This is a genomic window from Nostoc sp. ChiQUE01b (assembly GCF_034531255.1).
Lineage (GTDB): Bacteria > Cyanobacteriota > Cyanobacteriia > Cyanobacteriales > Nostocaceae > Nostoc.
On record NZ_JAVRBM010000033.1, the window covers coordinates 50531 to 72206 of the forward strand.

15 protein-coding genes and 1 pseudogene are annotated in these 21676 nt (G+C 41.8%); 12 read left to right on the plus strand and 4 right to left on the minus strand.

Features of this window, described 5'->3' with window-relative positions; translation table 11 throughout:
• Positions 1–8 precede the first annotated feature (8 nt).
• The 6 genes and pseudogenes from RMY63_RS41860 to gshB all read left to right on the plus strand — a co-directional run.
• A pseudogene (locus RMY63_RS41860) lies at positions 9–77 on the plus strand (hypothetical protein); the annotation flags it as partial.
• Positions 78–203: 126 nt separating this feature from the next.
• Entirely contained in the window at positions 204–425 is a 222-nt protein-coding gene (locus RMY63_RS21245; protein ID WP_292862667.1) for a hypothetical protein, read from the plus strand.
• Positions 403–732 carry a type II toxin-antitoxin system PemK/MazF family toxin gene (locus RMY63_RS21250; RefSeq protein WP_322730607.1) on the plus strand — a complete coding sequence of 110 codons (330 nt, stop codon included), beginning with the start codon at positions 403–405 and terminating at the stop codon, positions 730–732. The genes RMY63_RS21245 and RMY63_RS21250 overlap by 23 nt, the downstream gene beginning before the upstream one ends.
• A gap of 232 nt (positions 733–964) precedes the next feature.
• Positions 965–2710 (plus strand): GTPase HflX, encoded by a 1746-nt coding sequence (gene hflX / locus RMY63_RS21255; RefSeq protein WP_322730638.1) that lies wholly within the window; start codon positions 965–967, stop codon positions 2708–2710.
• A gap of 778 nt (positions 2711–3488) precedes the next feature.
• Positions 3489–3761: a glutaredoxin 3 gene (gene grxC, locus RMY63_RS21260; RefSeq protein ID WP_322730608.1), complete on the plus strand. Its 273-nt coding sequence runs from the start codon at positions 3489–3491 to the stop codon at positions 3759–3761.
• A gap of 237 nt (positions 3762–3998) precedes the next feature.
• Complete coding sequence (gene gshB / locus RMY63_RS21265; RefSeq protein ID WP_322730609.1) at positions 3999–4973, plus strand: glutathione synthase; 975 nt, start codon at positions 3999–4001, stop codon at positions 4971–4973.
• A gap of 391 nt (positions 4974–5364) precedes the next feature.
• Here gshB and ftsZ read toward each other — a convergent pair whose 3' ends face one another.
• The 3 genes from ftsZ to RMY63_RS21280 all read right to left on the minus strand — a co-directional run bounded on the left by ftsZ (position 5365) and on the right by RMY63_RS21280 (position 8716).
• Positions 5365–6681 (minus strand): cell division protein FtsZ, encoded by a 1317-nt coding sequence (gene ftsZ, locus RMY63_RS21270; protein ID WP_322730610.1) that lies wholly within the window; start codon positions 6679–6681, stop codon positions 5365–5367.
• Between the two features lie 60 nt (positions 6682–6741).
• Positions 6742–7029, minus strand: a complete 288-nt coding sequence (locus RMY63_RS21275) for a hypothetical protein (RefSeq protein WP_322730611.1) — start codon at positions 7027–7029, stop codon at positions 6742–6744.
• 853 nt (positions 7030–7882) lie between these two features.
• Entirely contained in the window at positions 7883–8716 is an 834-nt protein-coding gene (locus RMY63_RS21280) for a cell division protein FtsQ/DivIB (RefSeq protein WP_322730612.1), read from the minus strand.
• A 903-nt stretch (positions 8717–9619) separates the two neighbouring features.
• Here RMY63_RS21280 and RMY63_RS21285 point away from each other — a divergent pair.
• Both RMY63_RS21285 and RMY63_RS21290 read left to right on the plus strand, forming a co-directional pair.
• Positions 9620–10951 (plus strand): P-loop NTPase fold protein, encoded by a 1332-nt coding sequence (locus RMY63_RS21285; RefSeq protein WP_322730613.1) that lies wholly within the window; start codon positions 9620–9622, stop codon positions 10949–10951.
• A 98-nt stretch (positions 10952–11049) separates the two neighbouring features.
• On the plus strand, positions 11050–16098 hold the full coding sequence (locus RMY63_RS21290; RefSeq protein ID WP_322730614.1) for a hypothetical protein: 5049 nt from the start codon (positions 11050–11052) through the stop codon (positions 16096–16098).
• Positions 16099–16207: 109 nt separating this feature from the next.
• On the opposite strand, the gene RMY63_RS21295 is transcribed toward RMY63_RS21290, so the two are convergent.
• The gene (locus tag RMY63_RS21295; protein ID WP_322730615.1) at positions 16208–16555 is read right to left on the minus strand and encodes a hypothetical protein; all 348 of its coding nucleotides are present in this window, start codon (positions 16553–16555) and stop codon (positions 16208–16210) included.
• 1122 nt (positions 16556–17677) lie between these two features.
• On the opposite strand from RMY63_RS21295, the gene RMY63_RS21300 reads away from it, so the two are divergent.
• The 4 genes from RMY63_RS21300 (at position 17678) to RMY63_RS21315 (ending at position 21318) form a co-directional block, all read left to right on the plus strand.
• Complete coding sequence (locus tag RMY63_RS21300; protein ID WP_322730616.1) at positions 17678–18514, plus strand: photosystem II manganese-stabilizing polypeptide; 837 nt, start codon at positions 17678–17680, stop codon at positions 18512–18514.
• Positions 18515–19269: 755 nt separating this feature from the next.
• Positions 19270–20046, plus strand: coding sequence for an RNA polymerase sigma factor SigF (locus tag RMY63_RS21305; RefSeq protein WP_322730617.1), 777 nt, complete (start codon positions 19270–19272; stop codon positions 20044–20046).
• A 166-nt stretch (positions 20047–20212) separates the two neighbouring features.
• Positions 20213–21064 (plus strand): hypothetical protein, encoded by an 852-nt coding sequence (locus RMY63_RS21310; protein WP_322730618.1) that lies wholly within the window; start codon positions 20213–20215, stop codon positions 21062–21064.
• 2 nt (positions 21065–21066) lie between these two features.
• On the plus strand, positions 21067–21318 hold the full coding sequence (locus RMY63_RS21315) for a hypothetical protein (protein WP_322730619.1): 252 nt from the start codon (positions 21067–21069) through the stop codon (positions 21316–21318).
• The last annotated feature ends 358 nt before the right edge of the window (positions 21319–21676 follow it).

Here is a 21676-nt window from a genome sequence, read left to right on the forward strand (position 1 = left end):
ATAAAAATAGAGCAAAAACCGACTCTAGTTTTAATGGTATCCGAGAAAATGAGCGGTTTCAAGCTTTAATTCAATAACCGCTATAGAGATTAAACTAATGTAGCGATCGCTTTCACACTTCCACTGAAAATACTAACTGAAATTAAAAGCGATCGCCCCTAAATAGCATTACACTAACATTATGAAAATCCTAACTAACACTTATGCAAAATGAATTAACTACTCTGACTTATGAAATTGAACTAAAACCAGGGGAGAAATTGAATCTCCCAGAATCAATACTGGAAAATATAACTACAGGACGCTGGGTAATCACCATCCAACAAAAAGCGGAAGAACCCAAAAGTACCCGCAACCATAACGCTTTTTTGAACGGTTACGCACCAGAAGACGAAGGACTTTATGACGACTATCCAAGCAGGTGAGTTTTGGGTAGCAGATATTCCATTCACTAGCGGTGGCAGTTCTAAAAAACGCCCCGTGATTGTATTGTGGATAGATGGAAATGATGTTGTAGTAGCAGTAATCACATCTGCAAAACCACGCACACAAACTGATGTACCTCTAAATGATTGGGCTGCAAGTGGCTTGCGTGTTGCATCAACCGTGCGTCTGTCTCGATTAAATTGCCTAGAACAGTTTTTGTTGCTGGCTAAAATAGGGCAAATTTCTGAATCAGATGCAAAACGTTTAAAAGAAGTATGGGATTTGCATATTAAGCCTCAATTTTAAGCAACTTAAATTAAAAGCGATCGCTACAAATTTATCTTTATTCGGAGACAGTGTGAATAGAAACCATTGCTCGACGGGGTACATAGCACTACCACCAAAATAGCTTCAAATAAATACCCACCGTGAACTAATTACTAACGCATCCCTCAAAGGAGAGAGATAGGAGCCGAAACCCTGTTGTAAAATAGACATATAAGGATTCGGGGGGCCATTTAACTGGTCATAAACGCCTATAGAAACTATTTTTGGAAATCTCCAAGGTCTGAAGTCCAGCCAGCTGAAGCAACTACAGCGGCTGTATCACCAGCGCATACCAGGCGATCGCATCACCACGCCTGAGTTTTCTCAGCGTCTGGCGGCAATTAGCACAGAAGTCAATCAGCCTGTGTGCGCCTACATCAACCGTCGCGGACAAGTGATTCGCGTCGGGGTAGGCACACCGCGTCAAACGCAAATACCACCGATGGAATTGCCCCGTTACGGTGCAGAACGACTCAGTGGTATTCGTTGTATCGCCACCCATCTCAAGCCAGAACCGCCCAACGAAGCGGCGCTCACGGCGATGGCACTACAACGCTTAGATGCCCTAGTTGTCCTGAATATTACTGGAACCGGATTTACACGCCGGGGAGGCGGTGTGACTGGGTATGTCAAAGAAGTTTATTTAGCTCATCTGACACCCCAAGAGTCTCGCACCCTGATTACTAGTCCTGCTGCTCTCAAGGTAGGGGAAAGCCAAATCCAATCTCCAAGTTGGAATATATCGCCACCTCTGGACTTGGACGATCTGGCAGAGCAGGATTTAGTAGACTTGGTGGAAAATCTGGAAGCGGAATTCCAGCGCGAATTTATCGCCCAGGAAGTAGATGCTGACCACGATCGCGTGCTGATTGTGGGGCTGATGACCAGTGAGATGACTCCCCTACAATTCCAAGATACCTTAGTAGAATTGGCACGTTTAGTTGATACAGCTGGGGGAGATGTATTACAGACAATACAACAAAAGCGATCGCGCGTTCATCCCCAAACCGTAGTTGGCGAAGGTAAGGTGCAAGAAATCGCCCTAACTGCCCAAACACTAGGAGTCAACCTCGTTGTCTTTGACCGCGACCTCTCACCCTCCCAAGTCCGCAACTTAGAAATGCAAATTGGTATCCGGGTGGTTGACCGCACCGAAGTCATTTTGGATATCTTTGCCCAACGCGCTCAGTCCCGTGCTGGTAAGTTGCAAGTAGAACTAGCACAGTTAGAATACATGCAACCACGACTGGCTGGTAGAGGTCGCACCATGTCCCGATTGGGTGGTGGTATTGGGACTCGTGGCCCTGGTGAAACTAAACTGGAAACTGAACGCCGTGCCATTGGGCAGCGGATTTCCCGACTGCAAAAAGAAGTGAATCAGTTGCAAGCCCATCGTTCGCGGTTACGGCAGCGACGACAGCATCAAGAAGTTCCTTCAGTCGCTTTAGTTGGATATACCAACGCTGGCAAGTCCACTTTGCTGAATGCCCTGACTAATGCAGAAGTTTATACAGCCGACCAGTTATTTGCCACTCTCGATCCTACCACGCGCCGTCTGGCGATTCCTTATGGCGAAACAAATGAACATCAGGAAATTCTGATTACAGATACAGTAGGGTTTATACACGAACTGCCTGCATCGTTAATGGATGCCTTCCGCGCCACTTTGGAGGAAGTCACAGAAGCCGATGCCCTACTACATTTGGTAGATTTGTCTCACCCCGCTTGGTTGCGTCATATTCGCTCAGTCAGAGAAATTTTGGTACAAATGCCAATAACTCCTGGCCCGGCATTAGTTGTTTTTAACAAGATCGATCAAGCCAATAGTGAGACACTAGCTCTAGCTAGAGAAGAATTCCCCCTCGCAGTATTTATTTCTGCGAGTCAGCGCTTGGGATTAGAAACTCTACGTCAGCGCCTTGCCAAGCTGATTGAATACGCCGTTGATTCCCAGTAAATACTGAAATAAATTTTTAACTTCTAGTTGAAAATGCCGTAGTTAATAGTAACTATGGCATTTTCTATTGAAAATAATAGATATTTTTACTTGACTAAAGCTTTATCGGGTTATGTGGAATTTGCTGAATGACAATTTTATAAAAGACATGCTAGAACAATTGATTAATGGTATTTTTCTGTTTATGTCGATTTACTATCAATGGCTGGGTGCGTCGATTTTGTTAGAGGTAAGAAACGTAAACTAGAACTCACCCCAATAATTCCTGCTTTTTAACTAGCGCTTAGTAACGAAAAAATTTGAGCGATAGAAACAATCTCAATATAATTACCGCTATTGCTAAGATTTAAACTGAAATATTATTAGCTTGTTAAATCGGATACAAAATAAAAATAGTATATTTGGCTAGCTTAACTTTGAAGCCTAAATAAAGCTGCATAAATAATTAAAGGTTTGTAGAGGCGCTACGCGTAGCTTGCTTCCCCAAGGGGCACACCACAAACTAATCTCAATATTTTTTACATTACTTAACAAAGTTTGGGGGTTTAAGTCCCCTGCCTCTACAGGCAGAACGTTTTGTATCAGGGTTTAAATCCCCGTCACAAAACGTAATTGCGAATTGCGAATTGCGAATTGCGAATTGGTTTAACACGACTTTTATTTATTTTTGCCTACTTACATCAACGGCTTCTGTAGATTAGGTTATGAAGGGATAAAGCAGCCACAGTCAGTGGTAAAGTTCTAAAATTAAAAAGTATTAAATCAAGTTGAGGGCATCATGGCTGCAAAAGTAGAAATTTACACCTGGAGGACTTGCCCGTTTTGCATTCGTGCCAAAAGTTTGCTCAAAAGCAAGGGTGTTGAATTTATCGAATACAGCATTGATGGAGATGAAGTAGCCAGAAATAAAATGGCTCAAAGAGCAAATGGACGCCGTTCTTTACCGCAAATTTTCATCAATGATAATCATGTAGGTGGTTGTGATGATATCCACGCTTTAGATAGTCAAGGCAAGCTGGATGAGTTACTAACTTCTAGCAATAGCGTATAGGTTCAGAAAGTATTGCGCAAGCGACAAGCCGCTGCAAATTACACGGCAGTCGCTACAACTCTAGAAAAACAACGCGCTGCCTTCTCTACGAGCTTTTTCTTCACAAAAGCGATATCTGTCCACAAGATTTTACTCTCCAGGTTCCACTCAGCAGTACACATGTACGTCAATTGGTGAGAGCATCAAGAGATAATAATTGAATAACCATTTAATTTTTTGGTGATTGAGGTATAAAGGGTGAAACTGGCTTTTATCATTGATTCCATCCATCTACTTGACCCATGTCATGATACCAGTGTTGCCCTAATTGAAGCAGCGCAAATCCTGGGACACGAAGTCTGGGTGACTCAGGCAAATCTGCTGAGTGTGGTGGAGAGCAAAGCTTGGGCTGTCCTACAGCGAGTCGAACTTGTACCAGTGCATTTGGTGGCGGGACGCTGGGTAGCGGCGAATCCTTGGTATAAGTTGAGCGATTCTTCCTTAACTTCTTTAGAGACAATGGACGCCGTATTTATGCGGACAGATCCACCTGTCAATGATTTCTACCTTTATGCCACCTACATTCTGGATTACATTGACCAAAATAAAACCCTGGTGATTAACAGTCCTAGCGGCATTCGAGGGGCAAATGAGAAAATGTACGCCCTTCAGTTTACCAAAGCGATTCCAGAAACGATTGTCAGTGCTGATAAGCAGTTTATCCGGCAATTTGTCGAAGCAAAGGGGGCAGCAGTTCTCAAACCGTTGGGTAATAAAGCTGGCGAAGGAATTTTGTTTTTGCAATCAGGCGATCGCAATTTTAACTCTATTGTTGAACTCAGTACCCTCCAAGGTAAAGTGCCAGTAATGGTGCAAACCTATTTACCACAGGCAAAAGAGGGAGATAAGCGAATTATCCTGCTCAATGGTGAACCAATTGGTGCGCTCAATCGTCTCTCTAGCGGAACTGATTTCCGCAATAATATGGCAACTGGTGGTACAGTCGCTCAAACCAAAATTACTCCCAGAGAGTATGAAATTTGTACCCAAGTAGCCGAACGCTTACGCCAAGACGGCTTAATTTTTGTCGGTATTGACGTTATTGGTGGCTACCTAACTGAGGTTAACGTCACTAGTCCTACCGGTATTCGTGAGATTGACCGCCTAGATGGTACTCGCCTTGGTCATCAGGTTATTCAATGGATTGAACAGACACTAAAAATCCAAAAATAATTTACATTTATTTATTTTTTGTTTGTAGAGAAGCCATGCCGTTGGCGAACGCGAGTGCGTGTCGCAGACAAGCCTCTCGAACGCGAGTGCGTCTCTGAAAGAGAAGAGAAAGCTTTACGCTGCGCTATCGGTGATGCATCCATAGTTGGGCAGGTATTTCTATTGTTTTGTTCTGAAAGCATAGCTGGACATGCAAGCCAGTAGACTCCTGCCCAAATTCATTCTATAAAGTAGCGTTGACAAGTTTTTTACCAATTAGCAAAATTGGGTACGACAAAAGATTGCTTATCCCTGCCCTTGGTAAAACCTTGGTGGAAGTAGCAGATTTTATACAGCGTTCAGCCTGACCTGAAACTGCTAAGTTAATCTAAAATCTCAAATCCAAAATCTTTTAATTCCTTGGTGTACGTCGGTTTCTCAGAAAATCAGGTATATCTAATCCAGGTTTTTCTTTTGGTTCTGGAATTGGAGTTGGAGTTGGAGTTGAATTTGGAGTTGAGCTTGGGGAATTAACTGCTGGTTGCTGTGTTGTTGGACGCTTCGAGGTATTAGGTGCTACTCGAACGTTAGCCACGCTTTGTTGTACCGCAGCTTGTACTTCACCTGTAAATCCGGTGGCAATTACAGTAATTCTTACCTCACCTTGGAGCCTGTCATCAATTACAGCCCCAAAAATAATATTGGCGTTGGGATCAACTACCTCATAGATTGCTTCTGCGGCTGCATTCACTTCATGCAAAGTCAGATCAGTACCACCTGTAATATTAAATACAACTCCTCTAGCGCCTTCAATAGAACACTCTAGTAATGGTGAAGAAATAGCTGCGATCGCAGCTTCTCTGGCTCTAGATTTTCCAGAACTGACTCCAATTCCCATCAATGCCGATCCCGCATCTGCCATCACAGCTCGGACATCAGCAAAGTCAACGTTTACCAAACCGGGGATCGTGATGATATCAGAAATACCTTGCACCCCTTGACGCAGCACATCATCTGCATAACGAAAAGCTTCTTGCACAGGCGTTTGTTCGGGGATCACTTCCAGCAGTTTGTTGTTGGGGATAATGATCAGTGTATCTACTCTACTTTTTAGTCCTTCAATACCTTGTTCCGCTTGACTAGTGCGGCGGCGTCCCTCAAAAACAAATGGACGTGTGACTACACCAACAGTGAGAGCGCCCATTTCTTTGGCCACTTCTGCCACGATTGGTGCTGCACCCGTCCCAGTACCACCCCCCATACCAGCAGTGATAAATACTAAATCTGCACCCTCTAAAGCCGTAGCAATTTCGTCCCGTGATTCCTCAGCTGCCTTTTGACCGATAGCAGGATTACCACCTGCTCCTAAACCCCGTGTTAGCTTCTGCCCAATTTGCAATCGACTTGGAGCGCCAGCTAAAGTAAGAGCTTGGGCATCAGTGTTAATTGACCAAAACTCTACCCCAGAGACATCAGACTCGATCATGCGGTTAACAGCATTGCCACCACCACCACCAACACCAATCACTTTGATGTTGGCGACCCGACCAGGAACAATCTCGCCAATTCGGCTATTTTCCGGAGAAATTTTCTTATTATCGTGATTTTGCCCAAAGTTCAGCCCAGAGTTATTAAAGGGATTGGTCGAGTTAACTGCCAGAGAGAACCCCGGCTGTCCCGTGGATTGGGAATTTTTATAGTTAAGTCCTTGGTTATTATCAAGTGTCATTGGATTTGTGAAAGGGTAGATAAACGACTTTTTCAGGTGTTATTCACCTCAGAGTCAACTTTAGTTTGACAATGCCACAATACTATGGCGTTGTTCTTCATTGTTTTCACTACTGCCAAGCCTAACAGAATTGGCAATGCGAAAATTTGCTATGAGATAAGCTTTTAACACAGCCGATCGCACAGCCAATTCTAGAGAAGTATACCTATATTTATCTAAAACTGACCTGTATAACTTCAACCAGACATTAATCTCTTGATTATTCTCAGCAGAGGGCATAACTTTTAAAGACACACTACAGCGTGTCTTCTCTGCCTCAATCATAATATTGTTAATAGGTTTCACCATTGGGGATGATTAGAACTTTATACACAAAATTTACCTTCTACTTACTTATTCTTAAGGTTAAACTAAGCAAGAATTTACTTGTCAGACTATACCTGATTAATTTGTTGTTTGGGTGGTCTCAATGGACACTTTCTTGGAGCAATAGTCTATCCTACAAGAACCCTGACTAGTGCGGCCAACAAATCAAGATTTTCTAAGAGATTTCGTCACCTAAGAGACTTTCAATTAAAAAAATATTCCATTGCTTTGAGGGCAGGGGGCAGGGGGCAGGGGGCAGGGGGAAAGAAAGTGGTTTTGATGGGCGTGAAATTGGATGATTTATTTTCTGGAAGCCCTAATAGGAATTACACTACAGAGCAGTTCAAACTTATCGGCCAAAAGTAATGCTTACGCAACTTTGGGTGGCATTGTTCGTTACAGATTGAAACTTCGGTAAACTGTCTTTGGAAGTGTCCTCAACAGACCAAAGTCAGAGCCTTTTTGCTTCTGCACTTGAATCGCGGCGTAAACCGTTCTCATTAGTGCCCTCTGCTCACGAGTCTGAATCTGAATGAAAAGCTCAAGCAACTTTCTCTTTTTTGCAGTGGGTTTAGTCAAAGAATCTATGGGCAGAAGGCGTTTTGCACGCCATAGACCATCATTAGATTGTCTGACATCTTGCACCCTACTATTAGATGTTAGGGTAACAATCGAGGTCTGTTACTCCCAATGGAGATTTTATGATTGATCTTCTCATTTTAATTAGAAGTTAATGCCGATTTTCAGGCGATTTGCCAGAAAACTGAAAATAATACATATATTTATCAGCATAAAGCTTCTTAATTTATTAGGAGCTATCAAAATATTAAACACGCTAGATGTTTTTAGGGATTTTGGGAGTTAATTTTTGGTCTTTTTGGTTCATCTGTACTAATGGAAAGTCGGGATTTTTCAGATCAATATACTCTATTTGACCGGAATTAAATTTTGTTGCTAAATGGCGCATTTGGGCGAGTACCTTAATTTGTTCAGATAACTGGGGGCCTGGAACACCGAGATGCACATTTCCTAATTCTGTTTTCAAAATTAAATTTGTTGGATTTTGGCAATCAATTTCTATAACTTTTACAGGACTTTGGCTCACAGCTTCATGGAGTTGAGTCCAGTAAAGGCAGTATTGATTTGGCGAACCAATTACTCTGAGATTGGGTAATTTTTTAGTGGGATTCAGTGATGTATATTTTTCTAAAGGCATCCAGGCCCCACTTGCATCTAGTAAGCCGATTATTACTTTTTTGTTGCCACGTGTTTGAGTTACCGCTACAGGTACTCGTTCTTGGATTTCAATGATTAATCCAGGAGGAAATAGGCGGCGTCTGACGATCGCTTGGGCAATAGTTGGTTGTTTCTTTAAAGAGTTAGCGATCGCTGACGGTTCTATCCGCCACAAAGACTGAGGGTAAGACAGCACCAACAATGACTGAGTTGTTTGAGCCGACAGCAATTTATTGCCTGATTTCATCACTATTTGTTTGGGAGCCTTTAGCATCCACACTGGTTGGACTGCCATCCACAGCAATCCACCTGCCAAACCAGTAATGGCAAAGGTTCGCCAAATAGCTTGAATAATTCTCATCCGCCGCTGCCGACGCAATTTCTGACGACGCTGGGCTAGATGCGTGCGGGAAACTGATATTATGCCAGCCATTCACACCCCTTTTTGGTTGCAATCTAAATTCCTTGACACGCTCGTATCATTATTAATTTCAGTAAACACTGCTGGCATCTTTTAGCCGCTCTCCTCAAGACTTTTTTATTTTTAGTAACACTTTACAGTAACTACACAATGATTATGGCGCTAGTCATTATTCCGATTAAAGTTTACGGTGTCCATTTTTAACTGACTGTAGTCTTTTTGACAAGTTATTTTTGAAGATTTTTTCTTAAAGATTACAAAATATTAATTCAGATGTATGGGATTTTGCCTTCTTGACAAATAGAATGTGAAATGATATATAAATATTCCTATATCTCTGTATACCTTGCTATAATTCATACTAGTTAGACTCATTAGCTATCCAAACTGAGAACCATGAAATTTTGTAGCTTTTTTTACTTACTTCCTAGGCCATATAATTTTGTGGCACGTCAAACAAAAGGGAGAGATTGTCAAAACCTCAATAGCAGGTGTAAAAAGGACAGATATGCTTAAGACCTGACGGATCGAATGGTACGAATAAAAGATGAAATCCTTGCCAGGTATGGGTATAGGGGATAGGGTGTAGTTTCGGAAAAAATCAAGAAAAGTAAAAATAAGTGCGAACATAAATAAATTTCTTGGCTACGCAACGCTGGCGCAAACGTCACTATACCCCACACCCTACACCCCACACCCAAAAGCTTTGCAGATAATGGGTTTGCATTATCTTAGTACCATTCGTTATTAGGGTCAATTAAATCTCTACCATACTACTGACAGTAATCTGGCAACAAGTGCTGTCTTTTGCAAGACACTACTACCTTGCGAGTTAATCCTGTGTCTACATCGTAGATAAGGATTAATTGTATAAAAAATCCAAACTAAACTGCATCTACATAAACCTCTACATACATGAAAACGACATTAAATTTGTCACGTTTTTATAAAGCATGTAACCCTAGCTACACGCTAAATATAAGTAACGTACTAGATCGGCAGTATTACATAGATTTTGCTGATGTACGTGGTTGCAAAATTGTCGAAGAATTGCAACGAACTATCGTTCGTATTTCTCCTGACGAGCCAACCTGTCAGTTATTTACGGGTCATATCGGCTGCGGTAAGTCAACGGAATTGCAGCGCCTCAAGACAGAATTAGAATTGGCAGGATTTCATGTGGTTTATTTTGAGTCCAGTCAAGACTTAGACATGGCAGATATTGATATCAGCGATATTTTGCTGAGTGTAGCCCGTCAAGTTAGTGCCAGTTTAGAAGGCATTGGCATCAAACTTAAACCTGGTTATTTTACCAATTTGTTTAAAGAAGTAGGCGATTTTTTGCAAAGCCCCATAGAGCTTTCTGGACAAGCAGAGTTGTCCTTGGGTATTGCCAAAATTACCGCGAAAACTAAAGATAGTACCCAGATGCGGAATCAACTGAGGCAATATCTGGAACCACGTACCAATAGTATTTTGCAGGCGATTAACGAAGAGATTTTAGAAAAGGCTGTTGAACAGCTAAAGTTAAGGGGTCACAAAGGACTGGTAGTGATTGTAGATAATTTGGATCGAGTGGATATGCGTCCCTTAGCATCCGGGCGATCGCAACCAGAATATCTCTTCATTGACCGAGGCGAACAGTTACGCCGACTTAAATGCCACCTAGTTTACACAATTCCCCTAACATTAATTTTCTCCAATGAGTATGAGACACTAAAAAATCGTCTAGGGGGAGGGATTGCACCAAAAGTACTGCCGATGGTATTAGTGCGGCAAAGAGATGGCAGTGACTACGAACCAGGAATGTCACTAGTGCGCCAGTTAGTTCTAGCTAGAGCTTTTCCAGAAGTTCCTTTGAATAGCAGACTGTTATTAATTACAGAATTATTCGATCACTCCCAAACCTTGGATCGTCTATGTCGCGTTAGCGGTGGTCACATTCGTAACTTATTGGGCTTACTTTATAGCTGCCTGCAACGACAAGATCCGCCTTTTTCTAGGGATTGCTTGGAAGCAGTGATTAAGGACTACCGCGACGATCTGCTATTAGCTATTGATGAATCCCAGTGGGAATTATTGTTTGAAGTGGTACAGCAGCAGAGAGTTAAAGGTGAGTCTGACTATCAGAGCTTACTAAGAAGTATGTATCTGTTTGAATATCGCGATCCTGTGGGGCGCTGGTTTGGCATCAGTCCAGCCTTGGCAGAAACAGAAAAAGTTTTGGCTTGGCAACAAAACAAGTAACAGTCAATTGTCATTTGTCATTGGTCATTTGTTAGTGGACTAATGACCAATGCCCCATATCCAATGCCCCATATCCAATGCCCAATACCCCATATCCAATGACTAATGACAAACAGCTACGCGTCTACACCAAAGAAAATCAGCATACTTTACAAAGATTGATTAGAGCGATCGCACTTTCTGAAGGTCAATTTGCTCTGATTTTAGTTCGATGTAACTATGGGCGATTGCGCGAGCAAATGTTAGAAAATATTCGCTCGAATACCAAAGAAATTAATATCAGAGAAATCTTTCTCAAACCATCAACTACTTCTTTACACAGCACAATAATCTCAGAACTATCTTTAGATAATCCTGCCGTCCTTACAGACTCTTTACCATCTGCTGTAATGATTTTCGGTATTGAGTCAACTACCGACCTAGAAAACTTACTTACAGGTGTCAACCAAGCACGAGATATCTATGCTGCGACTTTTCCATTTCCAGTGGTGTTGTGGCTACAGGATGAAGTAGCATCATTGCTTTCAAGATTAGCGCCTGATTTCAAAAGCTGGGCTGCAACCACTATTAAATTTGAAATGGCCAAAGCAGATTTAATTACTTTGATCTCTCAAGAGGAAGAATCTCTATTTGACAAAGTTTTAGAAGCAGGTGCTGAAACGTTTTTATCTAATGCCTTCCTAGATTTAGATCCTAAGTCGCAACACCGCCACGAAATAGAATCAGCCCGTAATGATTTACTACGCCTGTATAACGTTAAATTAACACCAGGATTAGAAGCTAGTTTAGAATTTGTGTTAGGGCGAGATAAATACGCCAACGATCAAATTAATGGTGCTTTAGCCAATTATCAAAGAAGCCTAGCATTATGGCAGCAGGAAGCGAGGAGAGTAGCAGAGTGGGAGAGTAATTCTTCTTTGCCTCTGTTATGTCCTCAACCTATGCCCCCCTCATATTTACTCAAGCAAGCAATAGTACTATTCCACCTGGGGCTTTGTTATCACCGAATGGCAGACTTATACCAGAATACTAGTAGCTATTGCGAACATGCTCTGTCGTGGTTTAAACAATGCTTGGAGCTATTGGAGGAGGTACAAAGAGAAGACTTAGTTGCTAAATTCATTTTGCCTGCTTGTGAAATGCTGCAACGTTTACAAGCCTGGGATGACTTAAAAGAATTAGCTCAAAAGTCATTACACCTACATAAAACTTATGGAACTCCCGCACAAGTTGCTCAAAATTATGGTTTTTTGGCAAATGTGGCGGCTTCAGAATCGAATTGGCTACTGGCTCATGAATTAGCAAATACAGCGCTTTCTATCTCCGAAGAAGTAACACAAGTTTCTCTGCGAGACGCTTTGCGAAGACGACGACAAGAAAGTTGGTATCTTCTCTTGCTAGCACGCACACAACGGCATTTGGGTGAGTGCGAGGAAGCTATCAATAACTTGGAATGGGCGAGGGTAGTTTGTGAGCTACAACATCAGCCATTACTTTACTTAGAGATTTTAGAGGAACTGCGATCGCTTTACTTTTTTGAGTGTCATAACTATACAGAAGCCTTTAAGCTGAAGCAAGAAAAAATTAAAATAGAACATCAGTATGGCTTTCGTGCCTTTATCGGAGCAAGTCAATTACAGCCAAAACGCCCCAGAATTAACCCAGTACTAGAACCTCACAAAATACTGTTTATTCCTGAAGAAATTGCTCAAGAAATATCTGCTTCTGGACGGCAACAAGATGTCAATCGCTTAATTGAAAGGATTACCCGCGCTGACTACAAACTCACAGTTATTTATGGGCCATCTGGTGTAGGTAAAAGTTCAATTCTCAAAGCTGGTTTAGTCCCAGCACTCAAGGGAAAAGTTATCGGTGAACGCATTCCTATACCGATTGTTTTATCTGTTTATACTGATTGGATAACAATCTTGAGCAGCAGTATCAACCAAGCGCTAGCATACACAGGAATATCGGTTAATATTGACTCTACACCCACCATAATACTAGAAAGAATCCGGTTAGCATGTGAGCGCAATTATACGATAGTTATCATATTAGACCAGTTTGAAGAATTTTTCTTTGTTAGTAATCCTTCTACACAAAGAATAGAATTTTATAAATTTTTTAGTGAATGTTTAAACATTTCTTATGTCAAAATCATTCTTTCCTTACGAGAAGATTACTTACACCATTTATTAGAGTTTGAACGTTTGAGTCAGAAAAATAGTACTGGCTTATATGATTTAGGAGTAATTAATAAAAATATTCTTGATAAAGATATTCGCTACTATTTAGGAAAATTCTCTAGCCGAGATGCCAAAGCCATAATTCACAGTCTTACTCAACGTTCACATTATGAACTAAGTGAGGAATTAATTAACCGATTAGTCCAGGATTTGACAGGAGAACTAGACGAAGTACATCCAATTGAATTACAAATAGTCGGTGCTCAACTACAAATAGAAAATATTACGACACTTGCAGAATATAAGCTTTGTGGTGGCTCGGCAAAATTGGTAGAACGCTGGTTAGGGGAAGTGATTAAAGACTGCGGTCAGGAGAACGAAGAGTTAAGTTGGAAATTATTATTTGAGTTAACAGATGAAAAGGGGACGCGACCTTTAAAAACTAAAGCTGATTTAGCGGCTGCATTAGTTAATAATTATGATATAGAGACGATATCAAGCTTTGACAAAGTTGGAGAACTGATTTTAGAAATATTGGTGGGTTCAGGCTTGGTATTGCGAGTCAGAGAAGAGTTAGGCGATCGCTACCAGTTGGTTCACGATTATTTAGTTGAACCAATTCGCCAAAAGAACAACTATGGTATACTCGCCGAATTAGAAAAAATTAAACTTGAAAAAACTAGAGCCGAAGCAGCCCAACAACTTAGTCAAAAGCAACTAAATTTGGTATTGCAACGACGACTGCGGGAAGCACGGATAGCAGGTGCAATCCTAGCAATTATGGGGGGAACAATAGCAGCGTTATGGTGGCAAGCCGACTTACAAAAAAGAGCAGCAGTCCGCCAAACTCTACGAGCTGAAAGCAGTGAAACCAACTTGAAAATTAGTGGAATCGCTGCTGCTAGCGAAGCTTTGTTTGCCTCTAATAAAGAATTTGATGCCCTATTAGAAGGTTTGCGGGCTTGGAGAAGACTTAAACAAGCAGATGGAGTTCAGCCAGATACCCGAATGCGGGTAGTGACAGCCTTGCAACAAGCAGTTTATGGGGTAACAGAGATCAACCGCCTGGAAGGGCACACTGATGTTGTCTGGGGAGTAACTTTCAGCCCAGATGGTCAGTTGCTAGCATCAGGCAGTAAAGATAAAACAGTGAAACTTTGGCGTCCTGACGGTACCTTACTCCAAACCCTCAAAGGTCACACTGATGCTGTTAATTGTGTAAGTTTCAGCCCTGATGGTCAAACCCTAGCGTCAGCCAGCCTCGACAAAACAGCGCAAATATGGCACAAAAACCCGGTTACAGGTGAATTTGACCTCAAGCCATATAAAACCCTGAAAGGACATGAAGATGCGGTTTATAGCGTTAATTTTAGTCCTGATGGCGAATTGTTAGCTACTGGTGGTGAGGATACAACCGTAAGACTCTGGCGCAAAGACGGTAGCTTAGTAAAAATCCTGAGAGGACATCAAGGGTCAGTTAACTGGGTAAACTTCAGTCCTGATGGTCAATTCATTGCTTCGGCCAGCGATGATAAGACAGTGAAAATCTGGCGACGGGACGGTACTCTGATTACAACTTTGCAGGGACATCAAAAGCCTGTGATGATAGCTGTTTTCAGCCCTGACGGTAAATTCTTGGCATCAGCAGGTCGAGATAAAACAGTGAAACTTTGGCGGCGGGAAAGTAATAATACTAAAGACGGTTTTGATTTTCGTATTTACAAAAATTTACAGAAGCATAAAAAGACAGTGTGGAGTTTGAGCTTTAGTTCCGATAGTCAAAAATTAGCTTCCGCAAGTCAAGACAATACTATAAAGCTGTGGAGTATCACTGGGACTTTACTCAAAACTTTCAAAGGACACAGCGCTGCTGTTGTTGGCATCGCTTTCAGTGCAAATAATAAATCGCTAGCATCAGGAAGTTACGACAAAAGTATAAAACTATGGAGTTTAGATGCTCCAAGACCGTCTATTCTTCAAGGGCATCGAGATCAAGTTTTGAGCGTTGCTTGGAGTCCCGATGGTCGGATGCTAGCTTCTGGTAGTCGCGATCGCACTGTCAAACTTTGGCAACGGTACACCAGTAATGGCGAGGTAAAAACCCGAGTATACAAAACTTTGGAGGGGCACACAGATCAAGTTCCTAGTGTCAGTTTTGACCCAAAAGGTGAAATGCTGGCTTCAGGAAGTTATGACAAAACTGTGAAACTTTGGCGGTTGGACGGTACTTTAATCACGACTCTCTACGGTCATAGCGATAGTGTAATGAGCGTGAATTTCAGTCCTGATGGTCAACTTTTGGCATCAGCTAGTAAAGATAAAACAGTGAAACTTTGGAATCGTCAGGGCAAGTTGCTCAAAACCTTAGTGGGGCATCAGGGTTGGGTAAATAGCGTAAATTTCAGCCATGATAGTCAGATTTTAGCCTCTGCTAGTGATGATCAAACTATTAAACTTTGGCGGCAAGATGGTACTTTGCTCAAAACCTTCTCGCCTCACGACAGTTGGGTGATGGGTGTTAACTTTAGTCCCACTGACGATTTATTGGCTTCTGCTAGCTGGGATAACACCGTGAAACTGTGGCGACGGGATGGGACGTTGTTAAAAACGTTATTAAAGGGGTACAGCGATAGCGTCAATGCCGTGACTTTCAGCCCCAATGGTGAATTACTCGCCGCCGCCAGTTGGGACAGTACAGTGAAACTCTGGAGCCGTGATGGCAAATTAATTAAAAGTCTTAATGGACATAGCGCTGGGGTATTAAGTGTCAGTTTTAGCCCAGATGGTCAAACACTAGCATCAGCTAGTTACGACAAGACGATAATTCTGTGGAATTTAAATCTTGATGATCTGCTTGTTCGTGGTTGTGACTGGGTGGGCGATTACCTCAAACACAACCGCAATCTTGAGGAGCGCGATCGCCTTCTTTGTGATGGGATAACCCGTACAAACCCTTTTTAATTACAAATTACGAATTAGGTTGAAGCCTCAATAAGCAACCGCTCTTGGTTTAACGGTTGATGAGGCGATCAGAATTGTTAATTCAAAGTAGAAATAAATTTCTAGCTAATCAACCAAAAGAGCGATCGCTCTCCAAAACTTCATGGCTATTTTCTTCAGGAGCCTCTTGTGGCAAATTCACTAAAAAGGCTTGTAGCCTCATGCGCTCAATATAAGGCCAGCCTCCCTCAGACTCAATATCTTTCAGCAGTGAGTAAAGTTGGCGACGGTTAACAGGTAAACTCTCTTGAAAAACCCCATCTCGGATCTCTCGGTGTAACTGCTCTAATTGCCGCAGCAAAGCCAAAAGAGCTACAGTATCGCCTTCACAAGCTGTAGCAGCATCATACACCACAGTTGCGATCGCTTGCAATTTACCAGACAACTTCTCTGATTCCATATTTTTGTGATCGTTCATGCCACCCTTTTCGTATAAATGAGGTCAACTCAAATTTACCGGAGATTTTTAATTTTCTCTAGTTTGTCAGTTGTCTCCTTGTTACCGCATCTCCTCACTTGCCCTAGTTAGGGGTGAATTTGAAGAAGAATTCAACAAGCCAGAATTCAGAATTCAGCAATCTTTTAGTGGGGGATTCAGACCCACCACTACGAAAGTTGACCACTAAATCGTACCCCTGCTCTTAAGCAAGCTAGCAAGAGCGTCTCTGAAAGACAAGATTTAGTGGGGGTCTTAAACTCCTTGATTCATTCGCTTTTTCGGTCAGAATTCATGCCCAATTCTGGCTCCTGACTCCTGAATTCTTTCTTGATAACTAGATTTGTATCTTTATCAAAAGCAATTGCGAACGCTCCAAAAAGAGCGTAGTAATCTTTAGCATAGGCTCTACAAAAGCTATAGCAGTCGAAGCATAGGTTAGGACTATGTTGGTTGCTGAAACCTTTGATAATACTGAGTTTCTACTCAGCACTCAGCACTCAGCACTCAGCACTTTGCTATAAATGCGATCAAGACGAGACTTTCTGGAATTTTGAGAACTTTGATTTTGAGTTAAAAAAAATCGTATGATCTGGCTGATTTACCCATCCAAAAATGGGCTGTATGTAGTGGCGTCACATACATGATACAAAAAGACTTGGGCGACGACGCTTTTGCGATCAGCAAGAGCAAAGTGCGAAGCAGACACCTCTGTTCGTACTTTTCGAGGCATAAGCATTTATGCTTCTCTGTGTGAGGCTTACTCATACACTCGCCCAACTCTAAACAAATGCCACCAACAGTAAAACTGCTGGTTTTTTGCTCCCCTAGTAACACACATCCAAAATGGATGCAGTGTCCTACTTAGTCTGGGGTTTACACTCCAAGCTCAAGAGAGCGACACGTTTAAGTACGTTTAGCAGAGAAAAGTTTGAGCAGCGTCTGATAACTAGACACCCGAACACTTGCTTCAACTCTCTTAATTAGAGCAAAGCCGTGTCCGAACAAAGTTAGCTTTTCGCAGAGTAGCAGCTTCTCATTAGAGATCAAAGCTTCGATGCAGTTTTACAACTTAGATATTAATTTTTGAGATTGAGGTTGACCATGAGGTATCGCGCTTTAATTGTTGCATTCTTGGCTTTGTGCCTGGGGCTAATAACCGCTTGTAGTGATGCTCCTGCTAGCAGTAGTGGTAGAGATGTACTCACTTACGATCAAATTCGCGGCACTGGCTTGGCTAACAAATGCCCCCAACTAGCAGAAACACGCCGTGGCTCCATTCCCATTGATTCTAGCCAGTCCTATGCCATCAAAGAACTTTGCTTGGAACCAACTAGCTTCTTCATCAAAGAAGAACCTGCTAATAAACGCCAAGAAGCAGAATTTGTTGCCGGCAAATTGTTGACCAGATACACTTCCACCATTGACCAAGTGCAAGGTAATCTAAAAGTCAACGCAGATAATAGCCTGACCTTTAAGGAAACTGATGGTCTTGACTTCCAAGCTATCACTGTACAACTACCTGGTGGTGAGCGAGTACCTTTCCTCTTCACCATCAAAAACTTGGTTGCTCAAAGCCAACCCAGCTTGACCAGTATTAACACCTCTACGGACTTTGAAGGCAGCTTCAAAGTTCCTTCCTATCGTGGTGCTGCTTTCCTAGATCCCAAAGGTCGTGGTGTCGTCAGTGGCTACGATAATGCTGTGGCTCTCCCCGCCCAAGCAGATGATGAAGAACTTACCCGCACTAACGTCAAGCGTGCTGAAAATCTCAATGGCAAGATTTCTCTGCAAATCGCTAAGATAGACAGCTCTAGCGGTGAAATTGCTGGCACTTTCGAGAGTGAACAGCCATCTGATACAGATTTAGGTGCTGGCGAACCTAAAGAAGTCAAGATTCGTGGTCTATTTTATGGACGGGTTGAATCGACTCGTGGCTAAATCCTCGAAAGTAAGGCAACTGACTGGCACTCAAAACGACAATTCTGTAAGTATCAGACTTGATCGCAAAAGTTAACCTATCTACCCTCTTTAAAAAAGAGGGTAGATAGATTTTTTACAAAAATCGGGAAAAGTTAAATTTGAGCAAAATAGCTCTGGCAATTGGGAAAATTTTTATCCCTCAGTCTTATGGGTCACTTGATTCACCCCTTTAACCTTTTCCCTTTGATTAAAACACTATAGACTTAAGTACAAAAAAGGGTGAGATGCCCTTTTTTTATTGGCTTGCGTAAATATACATAAGATTTTTTTTAAATTATTAGTAATTTTTAACTATTGGCTCAATCTCAGTGGAATGAGTACGTAATTTTACTGTAAATCCAACTTTTGCTTGTCAAACGAAAGCTCGACTACTGTTGTTTCGTTTCTCTAAATTAACTTCATCGTTAATTAATTGAAGTTAAGTACAATCTCGGTTTTATATTTAGTGATTAATTTTATATTTTATTTCTATGTGGTTCTAAAAAAGCTACAGGTCATACCAAAGATAAATAACCAACTAAATAGCGATTTCGCCCATTTAAATTTTGCTCGATTGTCAAGTATACCTATGGAGTTTTGATAGAAAATCTTTATTATCTACCATAGCAAATGCTTAGGAAATATAGCGCAATATTTCCTTTAATATCGTGCGATCGCAGCTGAATTTAAAAAGCGAATAATTGATTCTTTATTTGCTCAATAAACCCGGTGCTATGCCTACCACAGTCACCAATGAACTAAAGCACGAAATTTGGCAGTTGTTGCGAGAATATCAGCAATCTCCGTCAGAAAATATCCGCAATCAACTGGTAAAACTCAATTTTGGACTTGTGAGAAAAGAAGCTCACTATTGGACAAATCAATGTCATGAAACCTACGATGATTTGCTCCAGGTTGGATGTTTGGGTTTAATCAGAGCTATTGAAAGATTTGAAATTTCTAAGGGACATGCCTTCAGTTCCTACGCTCTTCCCTATATTCGGGGTGAAATTCAACACTATCTCCGAGATAAAGGTGTCACCGTGCGAATTCCTCGGAGATGGTTAGCGCTCCAACAGCAAGCAATAGGAGTATCACGTTCTTGGCGTGAAAAATACAATCGTCAACCAACCGACTCGGAATTAGCAGCAGCACTGGAAATTTCTCTAAATGAATGGCAAGAAATTAAATTAGCATGGGTGAATCGCGCTCCCTTGAGTCTTGATGTGCCAATCCAAGATGGAGAAGAAGGTTCTACCTGCTTGGGAGAATTGGTTCCAGATCCTCACTATCGCAGCTTTCAACTGGCACAAGAAGACCAACTTCGCTTACAACAAGCGTTGGTTCAGCTAGAAAAACGCACCCGCGATGTCTTGGAATGTGTATTTTTGCAAGATTTGACTCAAAAACAAGTTGCAGAACATCTTGGTATCAGTGTAGTAACGGTTTCCCGTCGAGTCAAGAAAGGACTGGATTTGATGAAAGAACTTATGGGTGTGGCAGAAGATTGACTGCAAACAAACACAAAACCGCAGTTATACTGCGTAAGCAGTGCTAAAAATCACCCTTGAAATGTAAAAAATTAGGTTATAAAGGGAACATACTTTGCCTTAGATCCAAATTTTAGGCATGTTGATTTCCAATTTTAAATTTTCCAATGGCTTTTGAGAAAGGCTCATGGGCATAACTTCAAAAATTACAATTGCAGCTATTCTAACTTTGGCGATCGCCGGATGTGCTTCTGAAGATACACAACAAGCCATCAATCCCGTGCCAATTCCCAAAATAGCCAAAAAGTCGCCACCAGCGGCTCAATCCTTTAAGAATCCAGTGATACCTGCCAAACAGGTTTCACAAGTTAATCTTGCATCTGTTAACTTGATTCAATCCACTAATGCTACAGAGCGGGCACGAGAACTTGTGATATCAAAAAATCGAAGCGATCCTTTTGCAGAAATTTTTGGGCAGACTGTTCCGGGAATGGCTAAAACATCTGGAAGACCAGTTCCCGTGTTGCCTAAGCTACCTACTGCAACGATAGTAAAACTAAAACTTCCAACACGCAGCATCGCTTTAAATCCAAAGAAAAATAACGTTTCTTCTCTCCCAAAAAAAGTCAATCCTACCTTGACTTCAGTATTGCCTAAAGTTTTGCCTCAAGTTGTCCCCAACCCCACTTTAGTATCTGTATTGCCACCACCAGCACAGCCTGAATTAGCAAGGGCAGTGGTTGTGACTGGTGTAGTTCTAATTAGTAAAGAACCACAGGCAATTATCAAAGTACCCGATGAGCCGACAAGTCGGTATGTACAGGCGGGACAGCGATTAGCAAATGGCGTACTGATTAAACGTATTGAAATGAATCAGGGCTACAACCCCATCGTCATTTTGGAACAATATGGTATTGAAGTTGCCAAAATGGTAGGGGAAGGGGCTGTTAACTCAACGCCGCCAGCTGCGTCTGCTAGTGGCAATGCTATTTCAGTGACAACGCCCCCCCAAAATTCTTTTCAGGTGGGAGCTTCGTAAAGATGGAGACTAAGGAAAAAGTTGAATTTGCTGGTTTGCCTTTGGCTGTTTATAGAGAAATAGCAGCTCATTTACGTCAAGTCGAAGGGGTGGAAGTGGATTTAATTTCTCAATCATCCCAACAGTTTGATTACAATCAAAGTCAAATTGCTGGCTTGAGCCTCTTGTGGACAGCAAACTCTAGCTTAGAAAATCGGCAACGAGTTAACCAGATTTTGGCTTACTATCAAAATCGCTATATGAATTCTATTTGATTTTTTGATTTGTGAGAATTGCAACCCGCAGAACCCCGACTTATTAAAGAAGCCGGGGTTCTTGTTGTTCACGAATCATGCTGAAGTTCATTCCACAGAGCAGCGATCGCAGTCAGCATTATTTAACATAAGTTCATAAAGAATAGACTTCTTGCATAAATCCAAAATAAGAACCCCACCCCGCCTTTGACGTAAGTCAAAGGCTCCCCTAAGAGCCTGCGGGGAGGGGCTGGGGTTTAGGGGACTTTTGCAAGAGGTCTAATACTGTCTAACGACCTGACAACACGCAGCAAGGTGAGGATTTCAAAAAGCAACGTTATGATAATTAATGCATTAATTGAGCTTGGGTCTAATAATA

What these genes read in the sequence shown, in the direction of transcription:
- RMY63_RS21280 (WP_322730612.1), bottom strand. Translation starts at nt 8,716, where the DNA reads ATGGCTGGCATAATATCAGTTTCCCGCACGCATCTAGCCCAGCGTCGT.
- RMY63_RS21305 (WP_322730617.1), top strand. Translation starts at nt 19,270, where the DNA reads ATGCCTACCACAGTCACCAATGAACTAAAGCACGAAATTTGGCAGTTG.
- RMY63_RS21250 (WP_322730607.1), top strand. Translation starts at nt 403, where the DNA reads ATGACGACTATCCAAGCAGGTGAGTTTTGGGTAGCAGATATTCCATTC.
- RMY63_RS21295 (WP_322730615.1), bottom strand. Translation starts at nt 16,555, where the DNA reads ATGAACGATCACAAAAATATGGAATCAGAGAAGTTGTCTGGTAAATTG.
- RMY63_RS21285 (WP_322730613.1), top strand. Translation starts at nt 9,620, where the DNA reads ATGAAAACGACATTAAATTTGTCACGTTTTTATAAAGCATGTAACCCT.
- RMY63_RS21245 (WP_292862667.1), top strand. Translation starts at nt 204, where the DNA reads ATGCAAAATGAATTAACTACTCTGACTTATGAAATTGAACTAAAACCA.
- ftsZ (WP_322730610.1), bottom strand. Translation starts at nt 6,681, where the DNA reads ATGACACTTGATAATAACCAAGGACTTAACTATAAAAATTCCCAATCC.
- grxC (WP_322730608.1), top strand. Translation starts at nt 3,489, where the DNA reads ATGGCTGCAAAAGTAGAAATTTACACCTGGAGGACTTGCCCGTTTTGC.
- RMY63_RS21310 (WP_322730618.1), top strand. Translation starts at nt 20,213, where the DNA reads ATGGGCATAACTTCAAAAATTACAATTGCAGCTATTCTAACTTTGGCG.
- RMY63_RS21315 (WP_322730619.1), top strand. Translation starts at nt 21,067, where the DNA reads ATGGAGACTAAGGAAAAAGTTGAATTTGCTGGTTTGCCTTTGGCTGTT.
- RMY63_RS21300 (WP_322730616.1), top strand. Translation starts at nt 17,678, where the DNA reads ATGAGGTATCGCGCTTTAATTGTTGCATTCTTGGCTTTGTGCCTGGGG.
- RMY63_RS21275 (WP_322730611.1), bottom strand. Translation starts at nt 7,029, where the DNA reads ATGGTGAAACCTATTAACAATATTATGATTGAGGCAGAGAAGACACGC.
- RMY63_RS21290 (WP_322730614.1), top strand. Translation starts at nt 11,050, where the DNA reads ATGACTAATGACAAACAGCTACGCGTCTACACCAAAGAAAATCAGCAT.